Consider the following 21188-nt stretch of genomic DNA (forward strand, 5'->3'; position numbering starts at 1 on the left):
TTTCCTTTATTTTAAATTTTTTTGTTCATAACTTGGTGATTGTTTTAAAGCTTGTTTTTTAGTATTAATTTGGCTTTTTACAAATTTTAAATAACTGTTATACAATTCAAGTTTATTTGATAGGATTTCTTCTTGTGAATACATTTTAAGTGAATTATTTGAAAGTAGATAGTTTTTTACATTTATCTTTTCACTAAATAGTTTTTTGATTTTCTCTTGATTCTCTTTGTTTTCAAGTAGAAGGATTAACTCAACATCTAAGTTTCTTATTTGTCTATTAATATTGTCTTGTTGGTATTTAAGATTTTCTTCTATTTGCCTTCTTTTATGTCTCTGTTCATTCTTCCAATAGTTCTTACTTCTTACAACAGAAGTTATAAAACTCTCTTGATTGATTTCACCATTTTTTAACTTTTGATTTTGAAGCTTTTCAAAAAAGTTGTGTTCTTTGTTTGTATATAAAGTAAAGTCTTTTAATGATTTAAAACAGTTATTTCTATAAGTTTTCATTTCCTTTACATAGTGAAATACAAAACTATTTTTGTACTCCTTTAAAGACTTTATGGAGTCATTTATAGTTTTTATATGTAATAGAGTATGAGATATTGATTTTTTAACTGAGGATATTTCTTTAAAGAGATTCTTTTTTTCTTTTAGAATATAATATTTTTGAGTTCTTGAAAAATTAAAACGACTCTTTTTATCTTCAAAGATTCCTCTTGATATTTGATATAGAGTATCTATTTCACTTTTTGCAATAATATGGTGTTTTTTGTTCTCATAATAAGATTTTATTTTTTCTATTTTACTCTCTTTCATTTCATTGAAGGTTTTAACTCCTAACTTTTCCCTAGTTTCTTTTTTTGTAAAAAATTGAATATAATTAGTCATTAAAGATTTTTTATAATTAACTTTAAAGGGCTTATCCGTAGGGATTTTATTGGAAACTACAAGATGATAATGTTCCATATTAATATTTTCACCATACTCATTTTTTCTAGGTTTTTCTTCAATAGCTAATAAATAGTTTTTGTCTTTGAAGTCATTTTGAAGTTTAGAGATAAATCGCTCTCTTAGATTTAATTGTTCTTCTTTATCAAGCTTTTCCCACCGTGAAACTTTACAAGGACTTATGATGATGTGTTTTAAGCCAATTTCTTCTACTTTTCCCTTTTCAAATAATTGTATTTTCCCCTCCTTGGATTCTGATTTAAGATAATTAATTAGTCCATACTTTTCTCTATCATAGTAGTGTTTATCTTCCTTTTGTTTATTTTGGACAACTTTAACTATTGGTTGTAAAGATTCTTCATTAACAGACTTTTTATATTTAAATTTACTCATTTGAAGCCTTTAAAACATTTTGTAATTGTTTAACATAAGAAGCTAATAGAAAGATTTTCTCTTTGCTATTATTAGTTTTATTTACTTGTGTGATTAAGGAGTTAATAACTGGTGTATTTACAAGTTTAAATAGTTTTTTATAGTCATATTCAACTTCTCTTTTTAATCTTAATTCTTTATTGTTTTTTGCTTTTAAGTTATTGATATATACAGAGTAAGAAGAGATTTTCTTGATAGTATCTTGGTTTATATTTGATTTTGAAATATCATATTGACTGATTAATAAATAAAGTAAATTTTCAAACTCTCTTATTATATGTTTCTTTAATGGATCTTCTTCTTTTTTTGAATTAAAAATCTTATCTTTACAGTATGCCGTTAAAGTCATTTTAGAGTTACTTACTTTTATTTGCAAATCTTGATACTCTTTTTCTTCTAAATAGACTGATATTTTCTTTCTTTTCATAAAATACTCTTTATGATAGTGAAAAAAGAGATTCAACATCACTCATAATTGAAGAAGCTATTAGTTTTGAATTTTCTTTTATATAGATTTTAAAATGTTTATAATCAAAACCATTTAACAGAGCAACTTTTTTAATTAAGTATTCTCTATCTCTATCATTAAATTCTTTTTGTTTGAACATTGTTTGAAGTCTTTCAATCTCACCTTTGTATTTTTCAATTTCTTCTTTTTCTAAGATATCAAGTATCTCTTTTTTTATTTCTTGTAACTTCTTTTGTCCTTGTTTAAACAAATAAGTTTTACTTACTTTTGAAACTGTTTTTAAAGCTTTATCTTTTAAGTTCTTTACTTCATTTAGCCTAGGTAAGAACTCTTTTTTTTGATGTGAATCTAATTGATTATAAAGTTCTACTGTATTGAAGTATTCCTCTTTTAATATTTCATTTGTCATAATTTTCTCCTTGGAATTTTTTTAGATACGAAGAAAAGGATGAGTCATTGTTATTACTTTTTTGATAGTTCTTTTTATAAGAGATATAATCAATAGACAATTTTTTTAAGACTCTTAATTCAGTAGTTGAAAAAGTTAAAGTTTGGGAATTAGAATTAGATTCTTTTAGTTTTATTGATGCAAGTTTGAGTTTGGTTTTTATTGAATCAATTATTGTTATATCAATATCTAAAATATTAAGGTAAAGAATATTATCAAAGACTTTGCTGAACCTTTTTAAATTCTTTTTATTTAGTGAAATAGTGTGCATGACCTTCCTTTAATTCGTATCTATTACTTATTTTAATAAATGAGACTAGATGTCAAAAATAATTTAATTGATTGTCTCTAATTGTAGTTTTATCTTTTTCTATAACCCAATCAAACTGTGTTTGTGACGAGTACGTCTATCCTGCTAATAGAAATTCTTAAAAATTTGATTTAATCACTTACCTTGCACTTGTTAATTTATATAATGGTACAAATGTAAAATGTTAGGTTTGGAAATTGATATGAATAAAGATTTATTAAAAGAGTATTTAAAAGATGCAGGTTTTGATTACCATACAAAGAAATTAAAACAAGCAGAGTATGCAAAGAATATTGTATTTAAAGGTAAGAATAGGACTTATACCCTTGAAGAAGTAAATGACTATAAACGTAAAACAAAACCACGTCTTGTAAATAATGAAAGTAGCTCAGTTCATAGACATATAATGGATAACCATAAATTAGCTATTTTTCAAATTCGAACAATAAACCCTAAATTTAATATACCTTCAAATGTTTTATCAGTTAAAGAGATTGATAGACATTTAAAATTACAGTATCAACAGTTTATGAACTATTTTGATTATATGAATAATTTTAAAATTGATGGTAATAGGTTGAATAAGCAATATGTGTGGATTTTAGAATTAAGTAAAGCATTAAATATCCATTCTAATTCTATTGATGTTCTAGAAAGTAAATCAGATTTAGAACACTACTTGAAAAGTATAATATATTCTAAAAATAAGAACAATATTGGAAAAATTCAACTTATTATTACAGAATATACTTTGAAGCATTTAGAAAGACTATTTAAAGATTTAAAAATAAGAGTTAAAAATAAATATATACAATTATCTCTAAAAAAAATTGGAGAAAAGTTCTATATAAAAGGAATGGGAGGTAAAGTTGAAGAAGGAATTTATTTTAAACTACTTACAAAAGAGAAAAACTCAAAGCTAAAACTAATAAAGTATTTTTATAAAAATATATTGAAAGAACGCAAACAAAAGCCTACAAAGGAACATTTTATTTTTGGAAGGTTGGGTTTTAGGATTAAGCAATTTAGTAAAGACTTTTTTAATCGAAAAGTTAAAAAGTATATTTTATATAGAACTAATAATAAGCTATTCTCTATGATTAAGAATAAAAATAAAGATATTCAATTAACTCCAAGTATAAAAGATTTAAAAACATTTCTTTTTTATAGTGCTTCACTTTTTAGGAAACAATTTTTAAGATATGAAAATTATGAGAATATGAAGTTTGTATATTATTTGAAGAATAAGAAGTTTGATACAAAATGGGTTGAGATAGTTAATCTAAATACCTATGAAAAAGGAGGTTTTTTGGAGAGTTTTTCAAGTAATGGAGATATTTATAGGGAAGAAGATTTTTTAGGTAAATACGATAGAAATATTAAACAGTTTTTTAAAGAATTAACAATTAAAAATATATTAACAAGAGATTCTTTTCTTGAAAACTATAAATCAAAAGAGTTTTATATGAAAAGATTAATCTCAAAATTATGGGTAGGGTACTTGGAGTACTTACATTATTGCGTCAGAAGAATCGGACTTAATGAATATATGGAAGAGTTAATTAGAAATAAATGTAGACTTTCAATAAGAGTAGATATTTTTGAGAATTTTTAAGTGTAAAGTTTGAGTTCTATTCCAATTGGACAATGATCTGAACCTTCAATCTCATCTAAAATAAATGCATTTAATAATGAATCTTTTAAATCTTCAGAAATGAATATATAATCAATTCTCCATCCTTCATTTTTTTCTCGTCCTTTTGAGCGATATGACCACCAAGTATAAGCTTCATTTTTTTCTCCATGTATATATCTATATGTATCTATATATCCTTTCTTTACAAATTTATCCATACAAAAACGTTCTTTATCTGAAAAACCTGACTTATCATATATCTTACTTTTTTTTAAATCAATATCTCTATGTGCAATATTGAAGTCTCCACAAATTATAATAGATTTGCCTTCTTTCCTAAGTTTTTCACAATATTTGTAAAATTTATTAAAAAATTTTATTTTAAAGTTTAATCTAGTTTTAGAAGTTTTACCATTAGGGAAATATACATTAAAGATAATAATGTCATTATAATGATGTTCAATTATTCTACCCTCAGAATTTGAATCAACAAATTCACAAAAGTTAGAGTTAGAGAGAGGTATATTAGAGTATGTCAATGTTCCTGATAAGCCTTTATTTTTACCACTATTGACAATTGAAAAAGTGTAACCCTTATTTATATTACTAGGTACCTCTTTCTCTATTGCTTTTATTTCTTGAAAACATAAAATATCTGGCTTTATGTATTCTATCCATTCAAGAACATTTTTTTTTGATAAGGCTCGAATTCCATTGACATTCCAAGAATAAATTTTTATAGACATATTAAAAAGTTAAGTTATCCGTTGAAATATTTAGAATATCTCGTAAATCTTTATTCAGTATTGTATTTGTTACTAGGTTCTTATTTTTCATGACCAAAACTATATTATAAAATTGCTAAATAGTGACAACAAATTATATAAGAATAAATTATTTTTAACTCCTTTTAGGAAATATTATTAAATACTTTTAATATCTTGCAAATTGCAATAAAATAAGAAAACCAGAAAATATGCGATATAATTCCATAAAAAATTAATAGGTAATTATGGTAAAAAAAGAAAATAAAAAAACAAATGAAGAAGTTGAAGAAAAACCAGTAGACCCAAGGAATAAACTAAATGAATTAAATGGGAAAGCATGGATGCCTGAAACAAAAAGTTTTGTTTATCAAAAAGGATTAGGTTCAAAACATCCTCATGCACAAATAGAAAAACAGCATCCTGCTCCATTTTCTTATCAAGATATTGAGAAATTGATTAATTTTTTCACGAAATCAAATGATATTGTATTAGACCCATTTTCTGGGGTAGGATCTACAATTAAAGCAGCAGCTTTAAATAATAGAAAAGGTGTAGGGATTGAATTATCTGAACATTGGAACAATTTAGCAAAAGAAAGAATAGAGTTTGAAGTAGGAGAAGGTGAATCTAAAAATCACACTTTTATAAATAATGATTGTAGAAAAGCATTAGATGAAATAAAGAAAGAAAGTATTGATTTTGTAGTTACAAGTCCTCCTTATTGGTCTATTTTAAATAAAAAAGCTGATCATAAAGTTAAAACAAGAGTTGAGAATGATTTGAAAACCAACTATTCTGACGATGATGATGATCTGGGGAATATTGAAGAATACAACAAGTTTTTAGATATATTAGTAAAAGATGTAATTTTAAAATGTGGTAGAGCGCTAAAAGAAAAGAAATATTTGTGTTTAGTTGTGTCAGATTTTAGGAATAAATCTGAATATATAAGTTTTCATAGTGATTTAATACAAAGAGTAAATAATTTAAAAATAGGTAAATATAAATTTTCATTACAAGGTGTTAAAGCTTTGTTACAAAATCATAAATCTCTAATGCCTTATGGTTATCCTTATGCATATGTAGAGAATATCCATCATCAATATATATTAATCTTTAGAAAAGTCTAAAATATGATTGAATTCAATAAGAGTTATCAAGCAAATTGTGATATTTTTTTAAAAGATTTGATAAAAGAAAATATTAAATTTGATTTAGTGCTTACTGATCCACCTTATAATTTAAAAAAAGACTTTGGGAATAATAGTGATAATTTGACTCTTGATGAATTTATCTCTGTAAGTGAAGAACGAATTTCGGACTTAAAAAAGTTATTGTCAAAGAATGGAAGTGTTATATGGTTTGGTATACATCATTTTATTGGTTTTATTCAAACAATAATGTATAAAGAGGGCTTACATTACCGTAGAATGAACATATGGTTTTATGAGAATGGATTTTCAAGAAGTAAGAAAACTCTTCAAACTCAGTATGAACCATTTTTATGGTTTTCAGAAAATGATAAAAAATGGGTTTATAATGTTGATGATGTAAGAGTCCCTTATAAAAGTAAAGATAGATTAAAAAACCCAGTTTATTATAAAGACTCAAAAGGGAATAAGAAAAAATGGGAGCCCAATCCAAATGGAGCGATGAGAGGTGATGTATGGCAGTTCCCCACATTATCAGGTTCATTATATAAAAATGAAAGAACAAGCCATCCTACTCAAAAACCTGAATCGTTGATAACAGAAATAATAAAAGCATTTTGTCCTAAGAATGATGAGGGTTTTTATGAAGGAACAATTTTAGACCCCTTCCATGGATCAGGAACATTAGGTGTATGTTGTGAAAAATTGAATAATGAAGGGCATAAAATTAAATGGCTTGGCATAGAATTAGAAAAGAAATGGAATGATATTGGTATTCAAAGATTATCAGAAGTAAATAAGTAGTTATCTACTTATTCGCTTCTAAAATATTTAATTCTCCTTCACTTATTGAGCAAGTGTTATCTAAAACTTTTTCCAGTGAACTTCGGATTGAGTATGAACTATAATCTGTATAAAATTCTTTTATTTTTTCTATATCAAGTTTTTTTCTATTCCATAATATAATTAATAATGCACCTAGTGTGATTGAATAAACTTTATATTCTGTTACTTCTTTTATATCTGCAATTACATTCCAATATTCTGAACGTTTATTTGGCAAAGAATAACTAATAATTAAAGGACATAAATCTTCTTTTTTTGTATTATATCTTGAATGTAGTACCGCAATATTATCCAAAATATTTCTTGGAGAATTTAGGATGTCATTCCCAAATTCGACTTCAGAAACGCCAACTGTTGATTTATCTGAGAATAATAAATCCATTCTAATATTAACATCTCCTCTTCTACGTATTACACTTTCCATTCCAAGTATAATTAATAGGTTTCTACTAATTAAATTTGGAAACTGTAGAGATAGTTTTGAATTAATTTCATTGATTTTTGAATATACATTTTGTAAATGACCATCTAAAACTTCATTTATATAATTATCTCTATCTACTGAATTAAAATGTTCTTGAATCTCATTAAAAGTTTCTTTATCATATTCTACTTCCTCATAATGTTCTGATTCAAATGAATTTACTTCTGCAATATTAAGTTCATTAAAAGAAATAGCCCCAAAATCGCATCTTTCTATACATAAGGCACAGGAAATACATAAATCTGAGTTAATACTTGGAGAAGAATCTTCTATTGACCAAGTTATTGCTTGAGAAGGACAAACAGAGTGTTCTAAATCAGATGGAAATTCATTTATGATATCAAAGTTAAGTTCTTCTTTTGAAAAGTGCATACATTTTGGTTCTTTACAGCTAAAACAATTTGAATATATAACTTTTTCTGAATCTTTAATTGAATAAAACGGTCTCCCTTGATCATCATATTTAATAGCTGTTATATTTTGATAATTTTTTAATAAATAATTGCTATTTCTTGTTTTTTGTTTATAAAGTGTTAATTGATAGGTATCCATGTAAGTTCTCCAGTTTTTGTTTTTCAAATTTTTCTTCACTTATATGATTTAAAATACATAGTTTTAATAAGGTATGGAAATCAATGATACCAATTTTAAAATGGAATGTTTTATAGATATCATTTATTAAGCTTTCCACCTCTGAACGATTGTTTGGAAGTAAATATCCTACTACAAGAGATGTTGTTTCCTTTGTACTTGTATATTGTTTTCTTGATGATAATATAATTTTGTTTTCTAATGCTTGTCTTACTGCTTTAGTTGAAATATTATGTTCTTCACCAGGTGATTTTATTTCTATAGGAATAGAATACTTTTCATCATCAATAGTTGCATCAAATCTATTTGAATTTACTCCAGGTTGAGAATTAAAACAATTAAAATCCAAACTTTTGAATAGTCCAGCAATTAAAGGATAAAACTCACTTTGATTAGATTTTACAAAACTTTCCAATTTATTACTAATAATACTATCTAAATTTTTTCCCTTATCTAATTCCTCCATTAACTCATTCAATAAATCTATTTCAAATCTGTTTTGATTCTTGTTACTATTAGAGCTAAAGGAAATTATTTCTCCTAGCTGTAAGCCTTCGTGAGTTGTTTTTATAGCTGGCTTATCTCCTTCCTTTTCTTCTTGATTCTTAGGGAGTAGCGATGGAAAGTATTTAGTTAGTATCTTTGATGAAAATTCTTGATAAGGTGAAAATACTAGGTTGTCCTCTATACTTTTTTCAATTTTTTGTACTTCTCTTAAATCTTTTTCTTTAAGTTCCATTGCTTCTGTATTTAGTATGAAATTACTTCTTTCTAACATTTGATAAAAAGCAAGGCGAATAATATTTTCTTTACACGTAGCATATTTACTATCTATGTCAGTTTCTCTAATATCTATATATGAAGTTATTTTATTTACATAAGTTTCACCAAAATCTGTTAAGTAATAGTATTGAACAGATCTTCCATAGTGGTTTTTTGTAGATTTTTTTTCTGCCCAATCTGTCCATAATAAAGCTGCATTTGGAAATCTTGTATTATTGCTTCTAGTAGCTTTACTTAAAACTTTGTCTGTACTTCCCTTTACTTTAGATAAGTTTGATTGAAGATTAGAAAAACTTTTTGTTCTTAAATCTTTTATATACTCTATCATTTTATTGAAATTTTCTTCATTATCAGGATTTAAAGATAAAGGGCCTAGAATCATCTCATCTCTTGAGATATATCCTCCTAGTTTTTTCATAGTTTTAAGAATTGTAAAAAACGGACGTAATCTATACCCTCCAAGTACATTTAATACCTTATTTGGGTATACAACCCCAATTAAACATTCTCTCATAAAAGGTTTTGGATTATCCCCAATTAGGCTACAGTGAGCACCTAGATATGTAAATTGGAATTTTAGACTTTCCCCTTCTATTGAATGTATCCAGCCTAAAAACCTATATATTTCAGAATACATTTTTGACTGATTATATAATGGATCTTTTGTTCTATCATCTCTAGTTGATCTTCTTAATGCTTCAGCACCCATGTAGCCACTTGACGTAGCAAGATTCTTAGATGTAAGTATCATTGAAATGTCATCTAAAGTAAATGGTTGAAGGCTATAAAGTTCGGCGTAAAGTTCTTTAAATATATTGATTAAATTATTAAAGTCTGAACCAGGATTTGGTAATCTTAACATTAAAATCCTTTTTTTGCGTAATTGTAGTAGAAAAATAATATTTATGCAACTTTTTTAATTGTAAATTATTGGAATAAATTAGTTTTAATAATGTAGAATACAAAGTATAAAAATAAATGAGAAGATATAATGAATGAAGAAGAATTAAGAAAAAAAATATACGAGAGGTTAGGTTTAGAATTTGGAAGTCTAGTTTCTGAAAGTGGTAATGATTGGCAGAGAGCTAAAGATGAGGTCTTAAAAGAAGAAAGACAGAAAGAATTTGAAAAGTTAAAGGATATAAACCCTACAGACTACTTAAATATAAATAAGGACTCTGAAGAATTTAAAATGGCTTTAAATTCAACATTTATTGAGTCTTACAATTTAAAAATTCTTCTTGCCCAAAGAGATGATTTAATAAGCGAAGAAATTGACAAACTAATATTTTTTAGAGACAAAGATATTTTAATCAATTTAAGTAAATTCCAGAAATTAACAATTGAGCAAATAGATAAAATGTTACCAATAAGTGTATATCTATGTAAAAAGAATTTGATAGAAAATCAAGAACTAACTTCAGAACATAAGGATAAACTTATAGGTTTAATGAATAATAGTAGCCTTGATTATAAAGACTTAATAGATAAAATAAATATATAAATTACAATTTGTCATTTAATAGGTTTTATTTAGAATATTTTATAAATGAGGAAAATGTAAAAGTATTTAAAAAAGAGAATAATGAATACAATAGAAAAAGAGTTAAAACTTTCAAGAAATAATTTGGATAATCATTTGAATAGAAATAATAAAAGTATTAGTGTTAGTAAGAACACTAGTAACGGTATTATTCTAAGAGATTTAAATTTCAACACTGAGATTATTAGTTTTACTGGAAATGATTGTAACTATTCATTGATAGATAAAGATAAAAACTTAATAGATTCAAATAATATAAAAATGCTTACTTTTAATAATTGTAGTTTTGAATACTTCCCTATAATTAGGTCCTCAAATATATGGAAAGTTGAATTCTCAAATTGTAACTTCTATTCTAGTGAAAATTTAAAGAGTAGTATTCTTTCCTGTACTAATAAAAATAAAAAAGTATATTTTAATAAATGTGAGTTTGAAGCATTTCATTTAGGAGACATTAGTGATATTCAATATAATAGTGAAGTGAGATTATCCTTCTTTGATATCTCAGAGTGTGAATTTGGAGAATTAACAATAGAAAATATTGAAATTATTTCAAAGTTTTATATTAATAAGCAATACGATGGAAATAATAGTGTATGTAAAATTGAAAAACTTTTAATAAGTAATTCTATATTTAGAGAGAATTTTAAATTACACCATTGCGAGGTTGATGAAATTAATATAAAAGATACAGATTTCGAAAAAAATGCAGATTTTTATAAGAGTCATTTTAAAAGTGGATTTATTTTAGATGAAGGAAAAGATTTAACAGATATTTATTTTCAAGCAATAAATTTTAGAGGATTAACTCTTTTTGGAGATACAATATTTGATAATAAGTTTCATCTTAAATATATAACTCTTGAGGGTGCAAGTCATTTTAGAAATGCAAAATTTAAAAAAGGATTAGACTTAGATTATACAAATGTTAATATGGATAATCCAATAAACTTTTTTGGGATAAAAGGGTTAAGTAGTAAAATATCTAAATTAAACACATCTCAAGAGACTTATAGGGTAATAAAATATAACTTTGAAGAATTAGCAAATAAGTTAGAAGCAAATAAATATCATAATTTAGAATTACAAAAACATAGAAAAAATATATATAAAAAAGTTAAAGACTGGTTTTTCTATGATGAAAAAATAAAACTTAGTGATTTATTAGATGGTATTGTTTCAAGTATTCATTGGGCAAGTTCTATACATTCAAGTAATTGGTTGTTATCATTAATATGGATATTTATAGTTAGTTATTTAACAAATTTATATTTGTTTAATGTGTATTTACCTTCATTAGAATGTATGTTTAAATATATAAATATTTTATCTAAGCTTGAAGATTTTAATCAATCGTATTTAGTAATGACCTTGAATAAAGTCTCACTAGGTTATTTATATTATCAGTTTTTAACTGCGGTAAGAAAAGACACTAGAAAATAAGTGTGTCATGTTATTCAATGTGATTTTTTTGTAACTGTTCCATATCTGTTCCAAAATTAACTATAAATTTAGGTTATATAATTTCAAGAAGTCTTTATTTATGGTTATATATAGTTATCTGTGGTAGTTTTGTTCGAATCCTACCCTGTATACCGTTCCACCACATTCGCATATTTAAAATAAGAGCATAATTTTTACTTTATTTATGAAAGTTATCTGCTTTAGTAAATGTTTCGGTGACGTATAGGTGCCATTTATTACTATTAATTAAGATTTTTAATATTTTCTAAAAACTTAAAAGTGTGTATTTATGGTATTAAGTGGTATTTACTAGTTTGATTGATGAAATCCTACCAGGCGTGCCATTTTTAATCTAAATCATATGAAGTAATAATATTTATTAGCAGTTATGATGCTAAATCACATTTAAAACAATTAGTTATATCTTTACATGTAGCGCAAGCTGGTGCGGTTTTTCCAATACAATCATAAAGAAATTTTTTCCATCTTATTTCATCAGGTTTTTTACTTGCTAGAAGTGAAAAATTTGTATTCATTACTCTTCCCATTTCTTTTCTACTAATAAGTCCTAAATCTGAATATAGGTGTCCCATCTTTAAAGAAGTTTTCGCAATCCAAGGCGCTAGTGTATTTTTTGCATATTCATCATTTGCATTTTTCTGAAGTAATTTTAATATTTCTGATTCCATAGTTTCTAATTCAGTCATAATTTTTTCCTTTTTTAATCAACGTCACAATACTCTAGAGTTAAACTCTCTGGTTTTTTTAGTCCTTCATTCTCTGCAATATAAAGATTTTTTAAATTCTTTAACTGTTCAATTGATTTTGGTAATATTTTTATTTCATTATCTTCAACGTCTAATTCTTCTAACTTTTCCAATTTACCTATTTCTTTTGGTAATTTTATAAGAGAATTAGAACTAATACTTAGATTTGTAAGATTTTGTAATTTACAAACTTCCTTTGGAAGCGTTGTTAAAAAATTGTTATCTAAAATAAGGATTTTTAAATCCTCTAATTTACTTATATTAAAATCTAACGACTTCAAAGAGTTATCGCTTAGATCGAGTTTTATTAACATATCATGTGACTCTAAAGAGGGTAGATTCTTTAATTGATTTCCTTCTAAAAGTAAGGTCTCTAATTCTTCAATTTTAGAAATTGAATCAGGTAAAAAACTCAAGTGATTAAATGAAATATCAAGATAATACAAAGACTGCATTTTTGAAAAAGAATCAGGTAGTTCTTCTAGTTCATTTGTATCTAAAGATAGATAAAGCAGTTTTGTCAGATTTTCTAATTTTATAGATAACTTTCTTATCTTATTTGCTGCTAGCGTTAATCTTGTGAGTGAAGATAAAAAGTACAGTTCTTCTGGTAATTCTTTTAAACGATTGCCATTTAAATTAAAAATCATAAGTTTACTAAGTTTTCCTATTGAAGTAGGTATTTTTTCTAAAAGGTTGTTTTCACATTGCAGATTCTTTAGATTTTTCAACTCTCCTATGGAGTTAGGCAATCTTGATAATCTATTATTTGAAAGTTTTAAAACTGATAGGTTAGTTAGGATTTTTATTGACTCTGGCAATTCTCTCAATTTCTTTTTTGAAAGGTCTAAATGAGTCATCATTTCAATGTCATCTTCATTAGTTGATATGGTCGATTCTAAATGGTTTGACCTAACCCATCTAACAAAATTATCAATATCTTTGCTCATATTAATCCTTCAACCTATCATTCATTGCATCAATTAAAAATGAAATTTCTTCATAATCAACAAAACCAAAATCTACCATGTTGTATAGAGCCATTAAAGGTTTTCTACAACAAGTTTTACTACATCCAGTAACTAACTTTTTTGCTTTTTTATATGGAAGATCTGTATTCTCAAAAATCTTTACAGCATCATAGATACTCTTTTCTCCACATTCACAGATTCTTTTATTTTTTAAATCTTCCATTATTGAATTACTTTAAATATGGATGTTCTTTTTTAAATGCATTAACATCATCCATTGCTAAAGCAATTTTTTCACTAAGCTCAGGTAGTTTGTCGTACTCAGTCCAAATTGTATCTTCAACAATATCATGTACTACACCAGCTAGTTCTATAACTTTTCTTTTATATTTTGCAAGTTCTTTTTTCTTTTCTTTTTGTTCATCTGTTAATACTGCCATTGTATTTTCCTTTTTTAAATTGCATATAAATTTTCAAGTTTCAAATCAGGTTTTTCACCTAAATACATTAAAGAAAAAACTGATTCTTTTTTAAACTTGTAACTTTCATAAAGTTCTGTTATCTCTTTTATATCTTTTGGTGCAAAGCCAAAAATTTTTTTAAGTCCGCGGTAATAAAGGACTCCTCTTAAAAGCTTTTCTGCATCTAGATAAGATTCTCCCTGCATAAGCCAAGGAGAAATTCTGATATATCTTTTATTTACTACATAAGAGTGTAAAAAACCTGTTTGAGTAGATAGTTTTAAAGAGTTGGAAAAAGAGCAATCATTTTTTATATAAGATTCTCTATCATCCATAAAAACTTCTTTATCAATTCTTTTTGAAACATTTTCATAATCTTTGCCACTAACTTGTTTTGCAATAGAGTTTGAAAAGTTAAAAGGTGTTGCTTCTCCACTATGCATATATTTTATAAAAGAAGAGTGTTTTTCAAAGTTGAAAGCTTTCACATAGTTTTCTAATGGCTTTTCAATTAAAACAAATATATTCATAGATGTAGCATTTTGAATAAGTAGTTTTAAAAGTCTTGTTATAACTTCTTCATATTGTTTTAAAACATTTAAAATATTTATAAAAATATGTTTATGAAATTCATAGGCACTTATAACACCTACTATTTTACCACTTTCATACGCTGCAAAGCAGTATTCAGGGTAGATACTATAAGTCTGTTTTAAAAGTTCTAATTCAAAGAGAATATCACTATCTAAGATATCAGAGATATCCTTTTCAAAATCATTTCTTAAATATCCAATGAACATAAATACAACTCTTTTAATTCTTTTGAATCTAATACTTTTTTTCTATTTGTAACAATCTCTCTAATTCTAGGTAAAATTTTTTGTAAGGTATTTTTATCTGGATAATTTATTCCTAAAGTTTTTAAGTGATAGTCAAGTGTTGAAGTACCAGAATGTTTCCCAATAGGAAAATATCTTTTAAGTCCAACTTCATTTGGAGTAAAAGGTTCATATGATGATTTTGATTTCATCATGCCATTTACATGAATTCCAGATTCATGAGAAAAGATATTTTCTCCAACGATTGGAAGGTTTGTATCTATTCTTCTATTTGATGCTAGTCCTACAGCCTGTACTAAGGATTTTAAATTATCAGAATCAATTTGTACTTTTTTTCCAAAAAGTCGTGTAAGACTCATTAGTACTTGTTCAAAAGATGCATTGCCCGCGCGCTCACCCAAACCAATAACTGTTGTATTGGCACTGATTGCTCCAGCTTCAAATCCTGAGATTGCATTTGCTGTTGCCATTCCGAAATCATTATGTGTGTGCATCTCTATATCAAGTAAATCTAATGAACTTAGACTTTTTATATTTTCGTAGGTTTTATGAGGAGTAAGGGTTCCAATTGTATCGCAATATCTAAATCTATTTGCTCCTAAATTTTTCCCTAAAGACATAATCTCTTCTAAGAATTTAAGATTTGCTCTAGAAGAATCTTCTCCTCCAATACAAACAAAAAGGTTTTCTTTTTTTGCTTCTAAAACTACAGTTTCAAGTTGTCTTAAAAGTTTCTCTTTATGCCCTTTAAATTTTACATCAATTAAAATATCTGATACAGGAATTGATAAATCAACTGCTTTTAAACCACATTTCATAGAAGCTTCTAAATCACTCATAGTAGCTCTATTCCAACTCATGACTCTAATAGGTAAATTTAATGCTAATATCTCTTTTAAATCATCTTGCTCTTTTTTCCCCATAGCAGGAATACCAACTTCTAATTCATCAGCACCAGCTTTAAAAAGTTTTTGTGCAATGTCTAGTTTTTCTTGCGTATTGAATGCTACATATGGAGCTTGTTCTCCATCTCTAAGAGTTGTGTCATTTATAAGAAACATCTAATTCTTCACCTTTATTTAGATTTCAAATATATAGATGCAAAAAGTGTTCCATTAAGATAAGAGATAAGGTTTAACCTATCTCTTTTTCAATAAGATTTTCTTTCTTATAGAAATGTTTTTTTACTGCTTCAAAAACTGATTTCTCAATTGGTTGAAGAGCATAAGAATCATCAGAAATTAAATTGATTGTATTTAATTCATCTTGAGGACAACCACCAATCTTTTCTGTTAAAAGAATATCTACATCTTTTAATGTTTCTTTAATTTCTTCTATAGGATATGAACCATCACAATCCTCAGGTCCTTTACAATATGCATTTTCAACTTTTCTATGCATTACAAATTTTATTGCTTTATCTCCAGCTTCATAGATTAAGAATTCTGTTGCATTACCAAAATGTAAGTTAACTGTACCTTCTCCTGCTGTTGTAACTGCAACAAGTTTAGTCTCTCCTATTGAACTCAATTCAGATTTTGATGCTTGTTCTATTTTTATTCTATTATTAGCTTGGTCTAATGCTGCTCTCCAGTTTTCAATAACTTCATGTTTTTGTTTTCTTGCATTTATATCATATTGAGTTTCTAACTCTTCCCAAGACATATTTTGAAATACATCAGGAGTAAACTCTTCTCCTCTATCTTCACCAATAAGACCAACTGCATCAGCACGACATTGTCTACAATGAGACATAAGCTTCATATCCATACCACAGGCTTCTTGTGCTGCCATTACTTCTTGATCTGTTGCACTTGCTTGTCCTGTTAAACCATAATGTGTACCATACTCTTCTTTTGAAAGAAGAGGCATAATATTATGTAAAAAAACATTCAATTCTTTTAGTTTTTTTGCAACATTTACTACTTCTTTATCATTAACACCTGGAATAAGTACAGAGTTTGCTTTAACTAAGATTCCTCTATCTGTAAGCATTTTTATACCTTTTAGTTGTTGTTCTAAAAGAATTTTTGCTCCTTCTTCTCCAAATACTTTTTTATGATTCCAATGAACCCATGGATAAATTTTAGCTCCAATTTCGCCTGTTTCATCAACAGAATTAATAGTAACTGTCACATGGTCAACATTATATTTAACCATTTCATCAACATAATCTGGAAGTCTTAGTCCATTTGTTGATAAACAAAGTTTTTGGTCTGGTGCTTTTTCATGAAGCATTCTAAATGTATCAAAAGTCTTTTTTGGATTTGCTAGAGCATCTCCAGGACCTGCTATCCCTACAACTGAAAGTTGTTGAATGTCACCACCAACATAAAGTACTTTTTTAACAGCATCTTCTGGACTTAATTTATTTGATGTAACTCCAGGTCTAGATTCATTTGAACAGTCAAATTTTCTATTACAATAATTACATTGAATATTACATGCAGGGGCAACCGCAACGTGAATTCTTGCATAATGTTGGTGTGCACCTTCACTATAACATGGATGATTATTAATCTTATCCATTACCTCTTGTTCTATAGTTTCTTGTGTGCTAGTTGATGTACAAGAACAACTCATGCTATCTCCTTTTAAAACTAATTCTTTTTATATTTCTAATAGCTTATGCATATAATGTTCCATAGAATAAAGTCTAAAATCTAGGAACAGAAAATGCATAAAGAAAAAAAAGGATTTATTATGACAATGCAAGAACAGATAAAAGAGCAACTTTTAAAAGAATTATTTTCAAATATTGATAATATATATGATTTTATGGATATGAGATATGATTTAGATAAACCTTGTAATGATGCAATTATTAAAAAATTAAATGAACTTAAAGATGTTACATATAAAGTTTCTGGGCTTTGTGATTTAAAATAAAATTAATTTTAATTCATTGTCATTTCAATCATTTTGCCATTTAATATTTCTGCAAATTCAACACCATATTCATAACAGTTTTGAAGTTCATCTTTAGTAGGGATCAATTTTATTTTTTGATTTTCCATTGGAGGAACTTTAAAGTTTAATGATTTTAATCTATGAATAATCATATCTACAGCTTCACCACTCCAGCCATAACTTCCAAATGCCCCTCCAACTTTTCCTCTTTTTTCTAAAAACATCATACAAGATAATAAATCCCAAACAGGTTTTGGAGCATCAGAATTGATTGTTGGTGTTCCTATTAAAATCCCATCACTTTCTTCAAGAATATTTATCATATTTTGTTCTTCTATAGAAGCTAAGTCATATACATTTGTAATAATACCTTCTACACTCTCTGCTCCATCAAAAATTGATTCAGCCATATCTTTTGTATTTTTATAGCTTGTTAGATAAAAAATTGATAATATCTTTTTCCCATGTGAAATAACTTTATAATCATCTTGACTCCATTGTCTATAATAATCAATATACTTTTTTGGATTTTCTCTTAATATTGGTCCATGTAAAGTTGCAATAATATCGATTTCATATTTATCATAAAGCTTAATTGCATTTAAAGCATAGGATTTAAATGGTCGCATAATATGGTCATAATAGTATTTAAAAGCATAAAAGAAATCACCTACTAAATCATCAAAAAGACGTTTGTCATAATAGTGACTTCCAAAAACATCCCCTGAGAAAAGAAGATTATCTTCATCCACATAAGAGCTCATAGTTTCAGGCCAATGCAAATATGGAGTAGTTAAAAACTTAATTGTTTTGTTCCCTAATTTTAAAGTCTTATTGGTCCATACAGTTTCAAAATCAATATTCTCTTTTTGGGTAATAGCTTTTAACATAGAGGTTGCTTGCGGTGAAATCATTACCTTTGCTTGTGGTGCTCTATTGATTAATTCAGGAATTGCACCTGCATGATCAGGTTCTAAATGATGACAAATAACATATTTAATTTCATCGTAAGTACAAAGTTGCTCAATTTTACTGAAAAATTCATTTTGAAACTCTACTTTAACAGTATCTATAATTACAATACCTTCATCTGTTTTTATAAGATATGCGTTATAAGAAGACCCATTAGCTGTTTTCATAATAATATCAAATGTTCTAATATCAGGGTCAAAAACTCCAATAAAGTATATATTTGGAGCTATTTCAACAGGTTTAGAACTCATATTAATCTTCTCATCCAAATTGGTGGATTATCTTTCATTTTTATAAGAGAAGTTAGAACATCTTCTATTTTTTCATTCTCTTTTGAACTTTGCATTGGGAAAACTTTTGCTGATTTTACCATCATAGCTGCTTTTGGACCAATCTGTTGAACATATAAGATATCACTATTTTCTAAACATTCTATTTTATAAGTTAATTTATCTATCTCATCTTCTATTTCTATTGAAGAATCAATAGCTTTTACAAAAGTGTAAGAATCTGCAATTATTTCATAAATGTAAAACTTTTTACACCAGCCAAAATGTTCATTGACATGTATATTATCTTTAGAAGCGAATGCAATTTTCATAGTATAAATATCCTAACTCTAGGGTCAATAATTTTTTGCATAGTATCTGCAATCATTGTATATGTTCCTGTTGATGCAATCGAACATCCAACACATGCTCCTTGATAGGCAAGTCTTATCTCTAACTCTGGGTCATTTAAATAATCTATTAAGATAATATTTCCACCATCTTTTACTAAAATTGGTCTAATAAATCTATCTAAAGCATCATTTATAATTTCTAGTTGTTCTTCTTTTTCTTTGGCTCTAAAATTATGATTTAATTCAACACCTTCAGGAAGTTCTTTATCCATTCCTGTTAATTGAATAGAAGCCATGGTATGTCCATTCTGTGCAGCTTTTAACATGCAATCAAAACCCTCTTTAACTTCATCAACTTTTGTTCTATCTTGTAATAAAACAAGAGCTAATCTAAAGGCTGCTTGGGTATGATTTTTTGCAACTGCTCGTCTGAAATACTCTTTTGCTTTTTCTAAATCCTCTTCAACTCCAATCTTTGTTTGATACATGAGTGCTAGGTTAAAGTTTGCAGAGTCGTTATCATATTTACTAGCTTCTTCAAACCACTCTTTTGCTTTTGAGAAATCTTTATTTACTCCTTCACCTTTTAAATACATCAAACCTAGATTTGCCATAGCTTGGTCATTTTTGATTTTTGATTCTTCTTTCCAAATACTCAAAGCAGTATTGAAGTCTTTATTTTTATATGCTACTAAGGCTTCTCTATGTTTCATAAAATTCTTTCCTTCTCTTGGATTAGGAAGTTCTCTTCCATTTTTTAGTTCATTTACTATGTGCTTTATCAAGTATTTATGTGCAAGTTCAACTGCTTCATCATAATCTTCACTTGTCCCTTTAATATCAAAATCTAAAAACTCTACTAAAAAAGCATCCCCAAGTTCATTTTCTCCACTATAACATTCATATGGATATTCCAAGGATGCATAATATGCTAAATCTTTTTTCACTCTAAAATCCTAAAAATCTAATGCTTTGTATTCAATCCTATCCTCTAAACTAATAGTTTCTCTAAAAGGTCGAGCTTGATTAGAAGGTGAAAAAACACCTCTTTTTTTATGCACTCTAATCTTGTAAATACCTTCTTTATCTCTATTCATAAAATATTCATCAAATTCCTCAATATAAGGCATGTCCCAAGCAATAGCACCTGGTGAGGGACATACATCAAAACATTTAGGAACAGAACAATCTACACATTCGATACATTTTTCAGGTTTTACATATGTATATTCAGGGTCATCTAAAGGGGAGTCATCTGCACTTACAATGGCTGTTGCTGGACATTCATCAACACAAGCATCGCAGTTTATACATTCTTCGGTTATAATTACGGACATCCTTTGCCTTTATATTAATTATTACTACATTCACATGAACAAGATGTGGTTCCTGGATTTAGTAAATTATCAGCATTTGAAGGAGTGACTAATTTAAAATTGTTTTTTAGTATCTTTCGATAAATTTCTTCTATTGTTAAATAAACACTTGAAGAACTATAAACTTTAACGCCATTTTCATTTAAATGATTAAAAACACCTTCTCCCATATGATAAAAAACAGTACTTTTAGCACCTAAATCTTTTATACATTGTGCAGTTTCAATTCCATTACCACAACCTTTATTTTCTTTAACTTTAAAGTAACCAGATTCTGGGTTTAGTATCGCAAAGTATGGAGCATTTCCAAATAAATCTGAAATAGTTGTAGCATTCTCTTCCTCTAGTGGTATAGCAATCATTCTTTTTCCTTTTTCAATTTGTTAAATATCTAT

The 21188-nt window shown here is 26.8% G+C and carries 25 protein-coding genes; 6 read left to right on the top strand and 19 right to left on the bottom strand.

The features are described from left to right. Positions 1-6: 6 nt before the first annotated feature. From BT997_RS01010 to BT997_RS01025, 4 genes are read right to left on the bottom strand one after another with little or no spacing between them, the layout of a single operon-like run. The gene (locus BT997_RS01010) at positions 7-1344 is read right to left on the bottom strand and encodes a hypothetical protein (protein ID WP_072679521.1); all 1338 of its coding nucleotides are present in this window, start codon (positions 1342-1344) and stop codon (positions 7-9) included. Further along, on the bottom strand, positions 1337-1810 hold the full coding sequence (locus tag BT997_RS01015) for a hypothetical protein (RefSeq protein WP_072679522.1): 474 nt from the start codon (positions 1808-1810) through the stop codon (positions 1337-1339). The genes BT997_RS01010 and BT997_RS01015 overlap by 8 nt, the downstream gene beginning before the upstream one ends. Before the next feature lie 10 nt (positions 1811-1820). After that, positions 1821-2261, bottom strand: coding sequence for a hypothetical protein (locus tag BT997_RS01020; protein ID WP_072679523.1), 441 nt, complete (start codon positions 2259-2261; stop codon positions 1821-1823). Then, entirely contained in the window at positions 2251-2571 is a 321-nt protein-coding gene (locus tag BT997_RS01025) for a hypothetical protein (RefSeq protein WP_072679524.1), read from the bottom strand. The genes BT997_RS01020 and BT997_RS01025 overlap by 11 nt, the downstream gene beginning before the upstream one ends. A gap of 241 nt (positions 2572-2812) precedes the next feature. On the opposite strand from BT997_RS01025, the gene BT997_RS01030 reads away from it, so the two are divergent. After that, positions 2813-4225 (top strand): hypothetical protein, encoded by a 1413-nt coding sequence (locus BT997_RS01030; RefSeq protein ID WP_143145137.1) that lies wholly within the window; start codon positions 2813-2815, stop codon positions 4223-4225. Here the strand turns inward: BT997_RS01030 and BT997_RS01035 are convergent. Continuing rightward, entirely contained in the window at positions 4222-4992 is a 771-nt protein-coding gene (locus BT997_RS01035) for an exodeoxyribonuclease III (RefSeq protein WP_072679526.1), read from the bottom strand. The two genes, BT997_RS01030 and BT997_RS01035, sit on opposite strands and share 4 nt — an antisense overlap. A 266-nt stretch (positions 4993-5258) precedes the next feature. Here BT997_RS01035 and BT997_RS01040 point away from each other — a divergent pair, with 266 nt between their 5' ends. Both BT997_RS01040 and BT997_RS01045 read left to right on the top strand, forming a co-directional pair. Further along, positions 5259-6143, top strand: coding sequence for a DNA methyltransferase (locus BT997_RS01040; protein ID WP_072679527.1), 885 nt, complete (start codon positions 5259-5261; stop codon positions 6141-6143). Positions 6144-6146: 3 nt separating this feature from the next. Then, the gene (locus tag BT997_RS01045; protein WP_143145138.1) at positions 6147-6968 is read left to right on the top strand and encodes a site-specific DNA-methyltransferase; all 822 of its coding nucleotides are present in this window, start codon (positions 6147-6149) and stop codon (positions 6966-6968) included. A gap of 4 nt (positions 6969-6972) precedes the next feature. Here the strand turns inward: BT997_RS01045 and BT997_RS01050 are convergent, their stop codons facing one another. Together BT997_RS01050 and BT997_RS01055 are read right to left on the bottom strand one after the other, a co-directional pair. Then, the gene (locus BT997_RS01050; RefSeq protein WP_072679528.1) at positions 6973-8046 is read right to left on the bottom strand and encodes a 4Fe-4S binding protein; all 1074 of its coding nucleotides are present in this window, start codon (positions 8044-8046) and stop codon (positions 6973-6975) included. Continuing rightward, a complete protein-coding gene (locus BT997_RS01055; protein WP_072679529.1) occupies positions 8018-9730 on the bottom strand; it encodes a hypothetical protein in 1713 nt (570 codons plus the stop codon). The genes BT997_RS01050 and BT997_RS01055 overlap by 29 nt, the downstream gene beginning before the upstream one ends. 129 nt (positions 9731-9859) lie before the next feature. Between BT997_RS01055 and BT997_RS01060 the strand changes: the two genes are divergently transcribed. Together BT997_RS01060 and BT997_RS01065 are read left to right on the top strand one after the other, a co-directional pair. Then, positions 9860-10372: a hypothetical protein gene (locus BT997_RS01060; protein ID WP_072679530.1), complete on the top strand. Its 513-nt coding sequence runs from the start codon at positions 9860-9862 to the stop codon at positions 10370-10372. 81 nt (positions 10373-10453) lie between these two features. Beyond that, complete coding sequence (locus BT997_RS01065; RefSeq protein WP_072679531.1) at positions 10454-11854, top strand: hypothetical protein; 1401 nt, start codon at positions 10454-10456, stop codon at positions 11852-11854. A gap of 407 nt (positions 11855-12261) precedes the next feature. Here the strand turns inward: BT997_RS01065 and BT997_RS01070 are convergent, their stop codons facing one another. The 7 genes from BT997_RS01070 to nifB form a co-directional block, all read right to left on the bottom strand. Continuing rightward, entirely contained in the window at positions 12262-12582 is a 321-nt protein-coding gene (locus BT997_RS01070) for a nitrogen fixation protein NifQ (protein WP_072679532.1), read from the bottom strand. A gap of 14 nt (positions 12583-12596) precedes the next feature. Continuing rightward, positions 12597-13592: a leucine-rich repeat domain-containing protein gene (locus BT997_RS01075; protein ID WP_072679533.1), complete on the bottom strand. Its 996-nt coding sequence runs from the start codon at positions 13590-13592 to the stop codon at positions 12597-12599. Position 13593: 1 nt separating this feature from the next. Beyond that, positions 13594-13836, bottom strand: coding sequence for a hypothetical protein (locus tag BT997_RS01080; protein WP_072679534.1), 243 nt, complete (start codon positions 13834-13836; stop codon positions 13594-13596). Positions 13837-13843: 7 nt separating this feature from the next. After that, positions 13844-14053 (bottom strand): CCE_0567 family metalloprotein, encoded by a 210-nt coding sequence (locus BT997_RS01085; RefSeq protein ID WP_072679535.1) that lies wholly within the window; start codon positions 14051-14053, stop codon positions 13844-13846. Between the two features lie 14 nt (positions 14054-14067). Then, entirely contained in the window at positions 14068-14874 is an 807-nt protein-coding gene (locus BT997_RS01090) for a hypothetical protein (protein ID WP_072679536.1), read from the bottom strand. After that, on the bottom strand, positions 14856-15974 hold the full coding sequence (gene nifV / locus BT997_RS01095; RefSeq protein WP_072679537.1) for a homocitrate synthase: 1119 nt from the start codon (positions 15972-15974) through the stop codon (positions 14856-14858). Before nifV ends, BT997_RS01090 begins: the two co-directional genes overlap by 19 nt. A gap of 73 nt (positions 15975-16047) precedes the next feature. Further along, the gene (nifB, locus tag BT997_RS01100) at positions 16048-17496 is read right to left on the bottom strand and encodes a nitrogenase cofactor biosynthesis protein NifB (RefSeq protein ID WP_072679538.1); all 1449 of its coding nucleotides are present in this window, start codon (positions 17494-17496) and stop codon (positions 16048-16050) included. A gap of 93 nt (positions 17497-17589) precedes the next feature. Between nifB and BT997_RS01105 the strand changes: the two genes are divergently transcribed. After that, positions 17590-17802, top strand: coding sequence for a hypothetical protein (locus BT997_RS01105; protein ID WP_072679539.1), 213 nt, complete (start codon positions 17590-17592; stop codon positions 17800-17802). An 8-nt stretch (positions 17803-17810) separates the two neighbouring features. Here the strand turns inward: BT997_RS01105 and BT997_RS01110 are convergent, their stop codons facing one another. Genes BT997_RS01110 through BT997_RS01130 form a run of 5 tightly spaced genes read right to left on the bottom strand, consistent with a single transcriptional unit; the run spans position 17811 to position 21155 of the window. After that, entirely contained in the window at positions 17811-19064 is a 1254-nt protein-coding gene (locus tag BT997_RS01110; protein WP_258239402.1) for an FprA family A-type flavoprotein, read from the bottom strand. After that, entirely contained in the window at positions 19043-19396 is a 354-nt protein-coding gene (locus BT997_RS01115; protein WP_072679541.1) for a NifB/NifX family molybdenum-iron cluster-binding protein, read from the bottom strand. Before BT997_RS01115 ends, BT997_RS01110 begins: the two co-directional genes overlap by 22 nt. Continuing rightward, a complete protein-coding gene (locus tag BT997_RS01120) occupies positions 19393-20364 on the bottom strand; it encodes a NifU family protein (RefSeq protein ID WP_072679542.1) in 972 nt (323 codons plus the stop codon). The genes BT997_RS01115 and BT997_RS01120 overlap by 4 nt, the downstream gene beginning before the upstream one ends. 9 nt (positions 20365-20373) lie before the next feature. Beyond that, the gene (locus BT997_RS01125; RefSeq protein ID WP_072679543.1) at positions 20374-20754 is read right to left on the bottom strand and encodes a 4Fe-4S dicluster domain-containing protein; all 381 of its coding nucleotides are present in this window, start codon (positions 20752-20754) and stop codon (positions 20374-20376) included. A 14-nt stretch (positions 20755-20768) separates the two neighbouring features. After that, the gene (locus BT997_RS01130; RefSeq protein ID WP_072679544.1) at positions 20769-21155 is read right to left on the bottom strand and encodes a NifB/NifX family molybdenum-iron cluster-binding protein; all 387 of its coding nucleotides are present in this window, start codon (positions 21153-21155) and stop codon (positions 20769-20771) included. Between the last annotated feature and the right edge of the window lie 33 nt (positions 21156-21188).

Source organism: Arcobacter sp. LA11 (genome assembly GCF_001895145.1).
Lineage (GTDB): Bacteria > Campylobacterota > Campylobacteria > Campylobacterales > Arcobacteraceae > Halarcobacter.

What these genes read in the sequence shown, in the direction of transcription:
- BT997_RS01010 (WP_072679521.1), bottom strand. Translation starts at nt 1,344, where the DNA reads ATGAGTAAATTTAAATATAAAAAGTCTGTTAATGAAGAATCTTTACAA.
- BT997_RS01015 (WP_072679522.1), bottom strand. Translation starts at nt 1,810, where the DNA reads ATGAAAAGAAAGAAAATATCAGTCTATTTAGAAGAAAAAGAGTATCAA.
- BT997_RS01020 (WP_072679523.1), bottom strand. Translation starts at nt 2,261, where the DNA reads ATGACAAATGAAATATTAAAAGAGGAATACTTCAATACAGTAGAACTT.
- BT997_RS01025 (WP_072679524.1), bottom strand. Translation starts at nt 2,571, where the DNA reads ATGCACACTATTTCACTAAATAAAAAGAATTTAAAAAGGTTCAGCAAA.
- BT997_RS01030 (WP_143145137.1), top strand. Translation starts at nt 2,813, where the DNA reads ATGAATAAAGATTTATTAAAAGAGTATTTAAAAGATGCAGGTTTTGAT.
- BT997_RS01035 (WP_072679526.1), bottom strand. Translation starts at nt 4,992, where the DNA reads ATGTCTATAAAAATTTATTCTTGGAATGTCAATGGAATTCGAGCCTTA.
- BT997_RS01040 (WP_072679527.1), top strand. Translation starts at nt 5,259, where the DNA reads ATGGTAAAAAAAGAAAATAAAAAAACAAATGAAGAAGTTGAAGAAAAA.
- BT997_RS01045 (WP_143145138.1), top strand. Translation starts at nt 6,147, where the DNA reads ATGATTGAATTCAATAAGAGTTATCAAGCAAATTGTGATATTTTTTTA.
- BT997_RS01050 (WP_072679528.1), bottom strand. Translation starts at nt 8,046, where the DNA reads ATGGATACCTATCAATTAACACTTTATAAACAAAAAACAAGAAATAGC.
- BT997_RS01055 (WP_072679529.1), bottom strand. Translation starts at nt 9,730, where the DNA reads ATGTTAAGATTACCAAATCCTGGTTCAGACTTTAATAATTTAATCAAT.
- BT997_RS01060 (WP_072679530.1), top strand. Translation starts at nt 9,860, where the DNA reads ATGAATGAAGAAGAATTAAGAAAAAAAATATACGAGAGGTTAGGTTTA.
- BT997_RS01065 (WP_072679531.1), top strand. Translation starts at nt 10,454, where the DNA reads ATGAATACAATAGAAAAAGAGTTAAAACTTTCAAGAAATAATTTGGAT.
- BT997_RS01070 (WP_072679532.1), bottom strand. Translation starts at nt 12,582, where the DNA reads ATGACTGAATTAGAAACTATGGAATCAGAAATATTAAAATTACTTCAG.
- BT997_RS01075 (WP_072679533.1), bottom strand. Translation starts at nt 13,592, where the DNA reads ATGAGCAAAGATATTGATAATTTTGTTAGATGGGTTAGGTCAAACCAT.
- BT997_RS01080 (WP_072679534.1), bottom strand. Translation starts at nt 13,836, where the DNA reads ATGGAAGATTTAAAAAATAAAAGAATCTGTGAATGTGGAGAAAAGAGT.
- BT997_RS01085 (WP_072679535.1), bottom strand. Translation starts at nt 14,053, where the DNA reads ATGGCAGTATTAACAGATGAACAAAAAGAAAAGAAAAAAGAACTTGCA.
- BT997_RS01090 (WP_072679536.1), bottom strand. Translation starts at nt 14,874, where the DNA reads ATGTTCATTGGATATTTAAGAAATGATTTTGAAAAGGATATCTCTGAT.
- nifV (WP_072679537.1), bottom strand. Translation starts at nt 15,974, where the DNA reads ATGTTTCTTATAAATGACACAACTCTTAGAGATGGAGAACAAGCTCCA.
- nifB (WP_072679538.1), bottom strand. Translation starts at nt 17,496, where the DNA reads ATGAGTTGTTCTTGTACATCAACTAGCACACAAGAAACTATAGAACAA.
- BT997_RS01105 (WP_072679539.1), top strand. Translation starts at nt 17,590, where the DNA reads ATGCATAAAGAAAAAAAAGGATTTATTATGACAATGCAAGAACAGATA.
- BT997_RS01115 (WP_072679541.1), bottom strand. Translation starts at nt 19,396, where the DNA reads ATGAAAATTGCATTCGCTTCTAAAGATAATATACATGTCAATGAACAT.
- BT997_RS01125 (WP_072679543.1), bottom strand. Translation starts at nt 20,754, where the DNA reads ATGTCCGTAATTATAACCGAAGAATGTATAAACTGCGATGCTTGTGTT.
- BT997_RS01130 (WP_072679544.1), bottom strand. Translation starts at nt 21,155, where the DNA reads ATGATTGCTATACCACTAGAGGAAGAGAATGCTACAACTATTTCAGAT.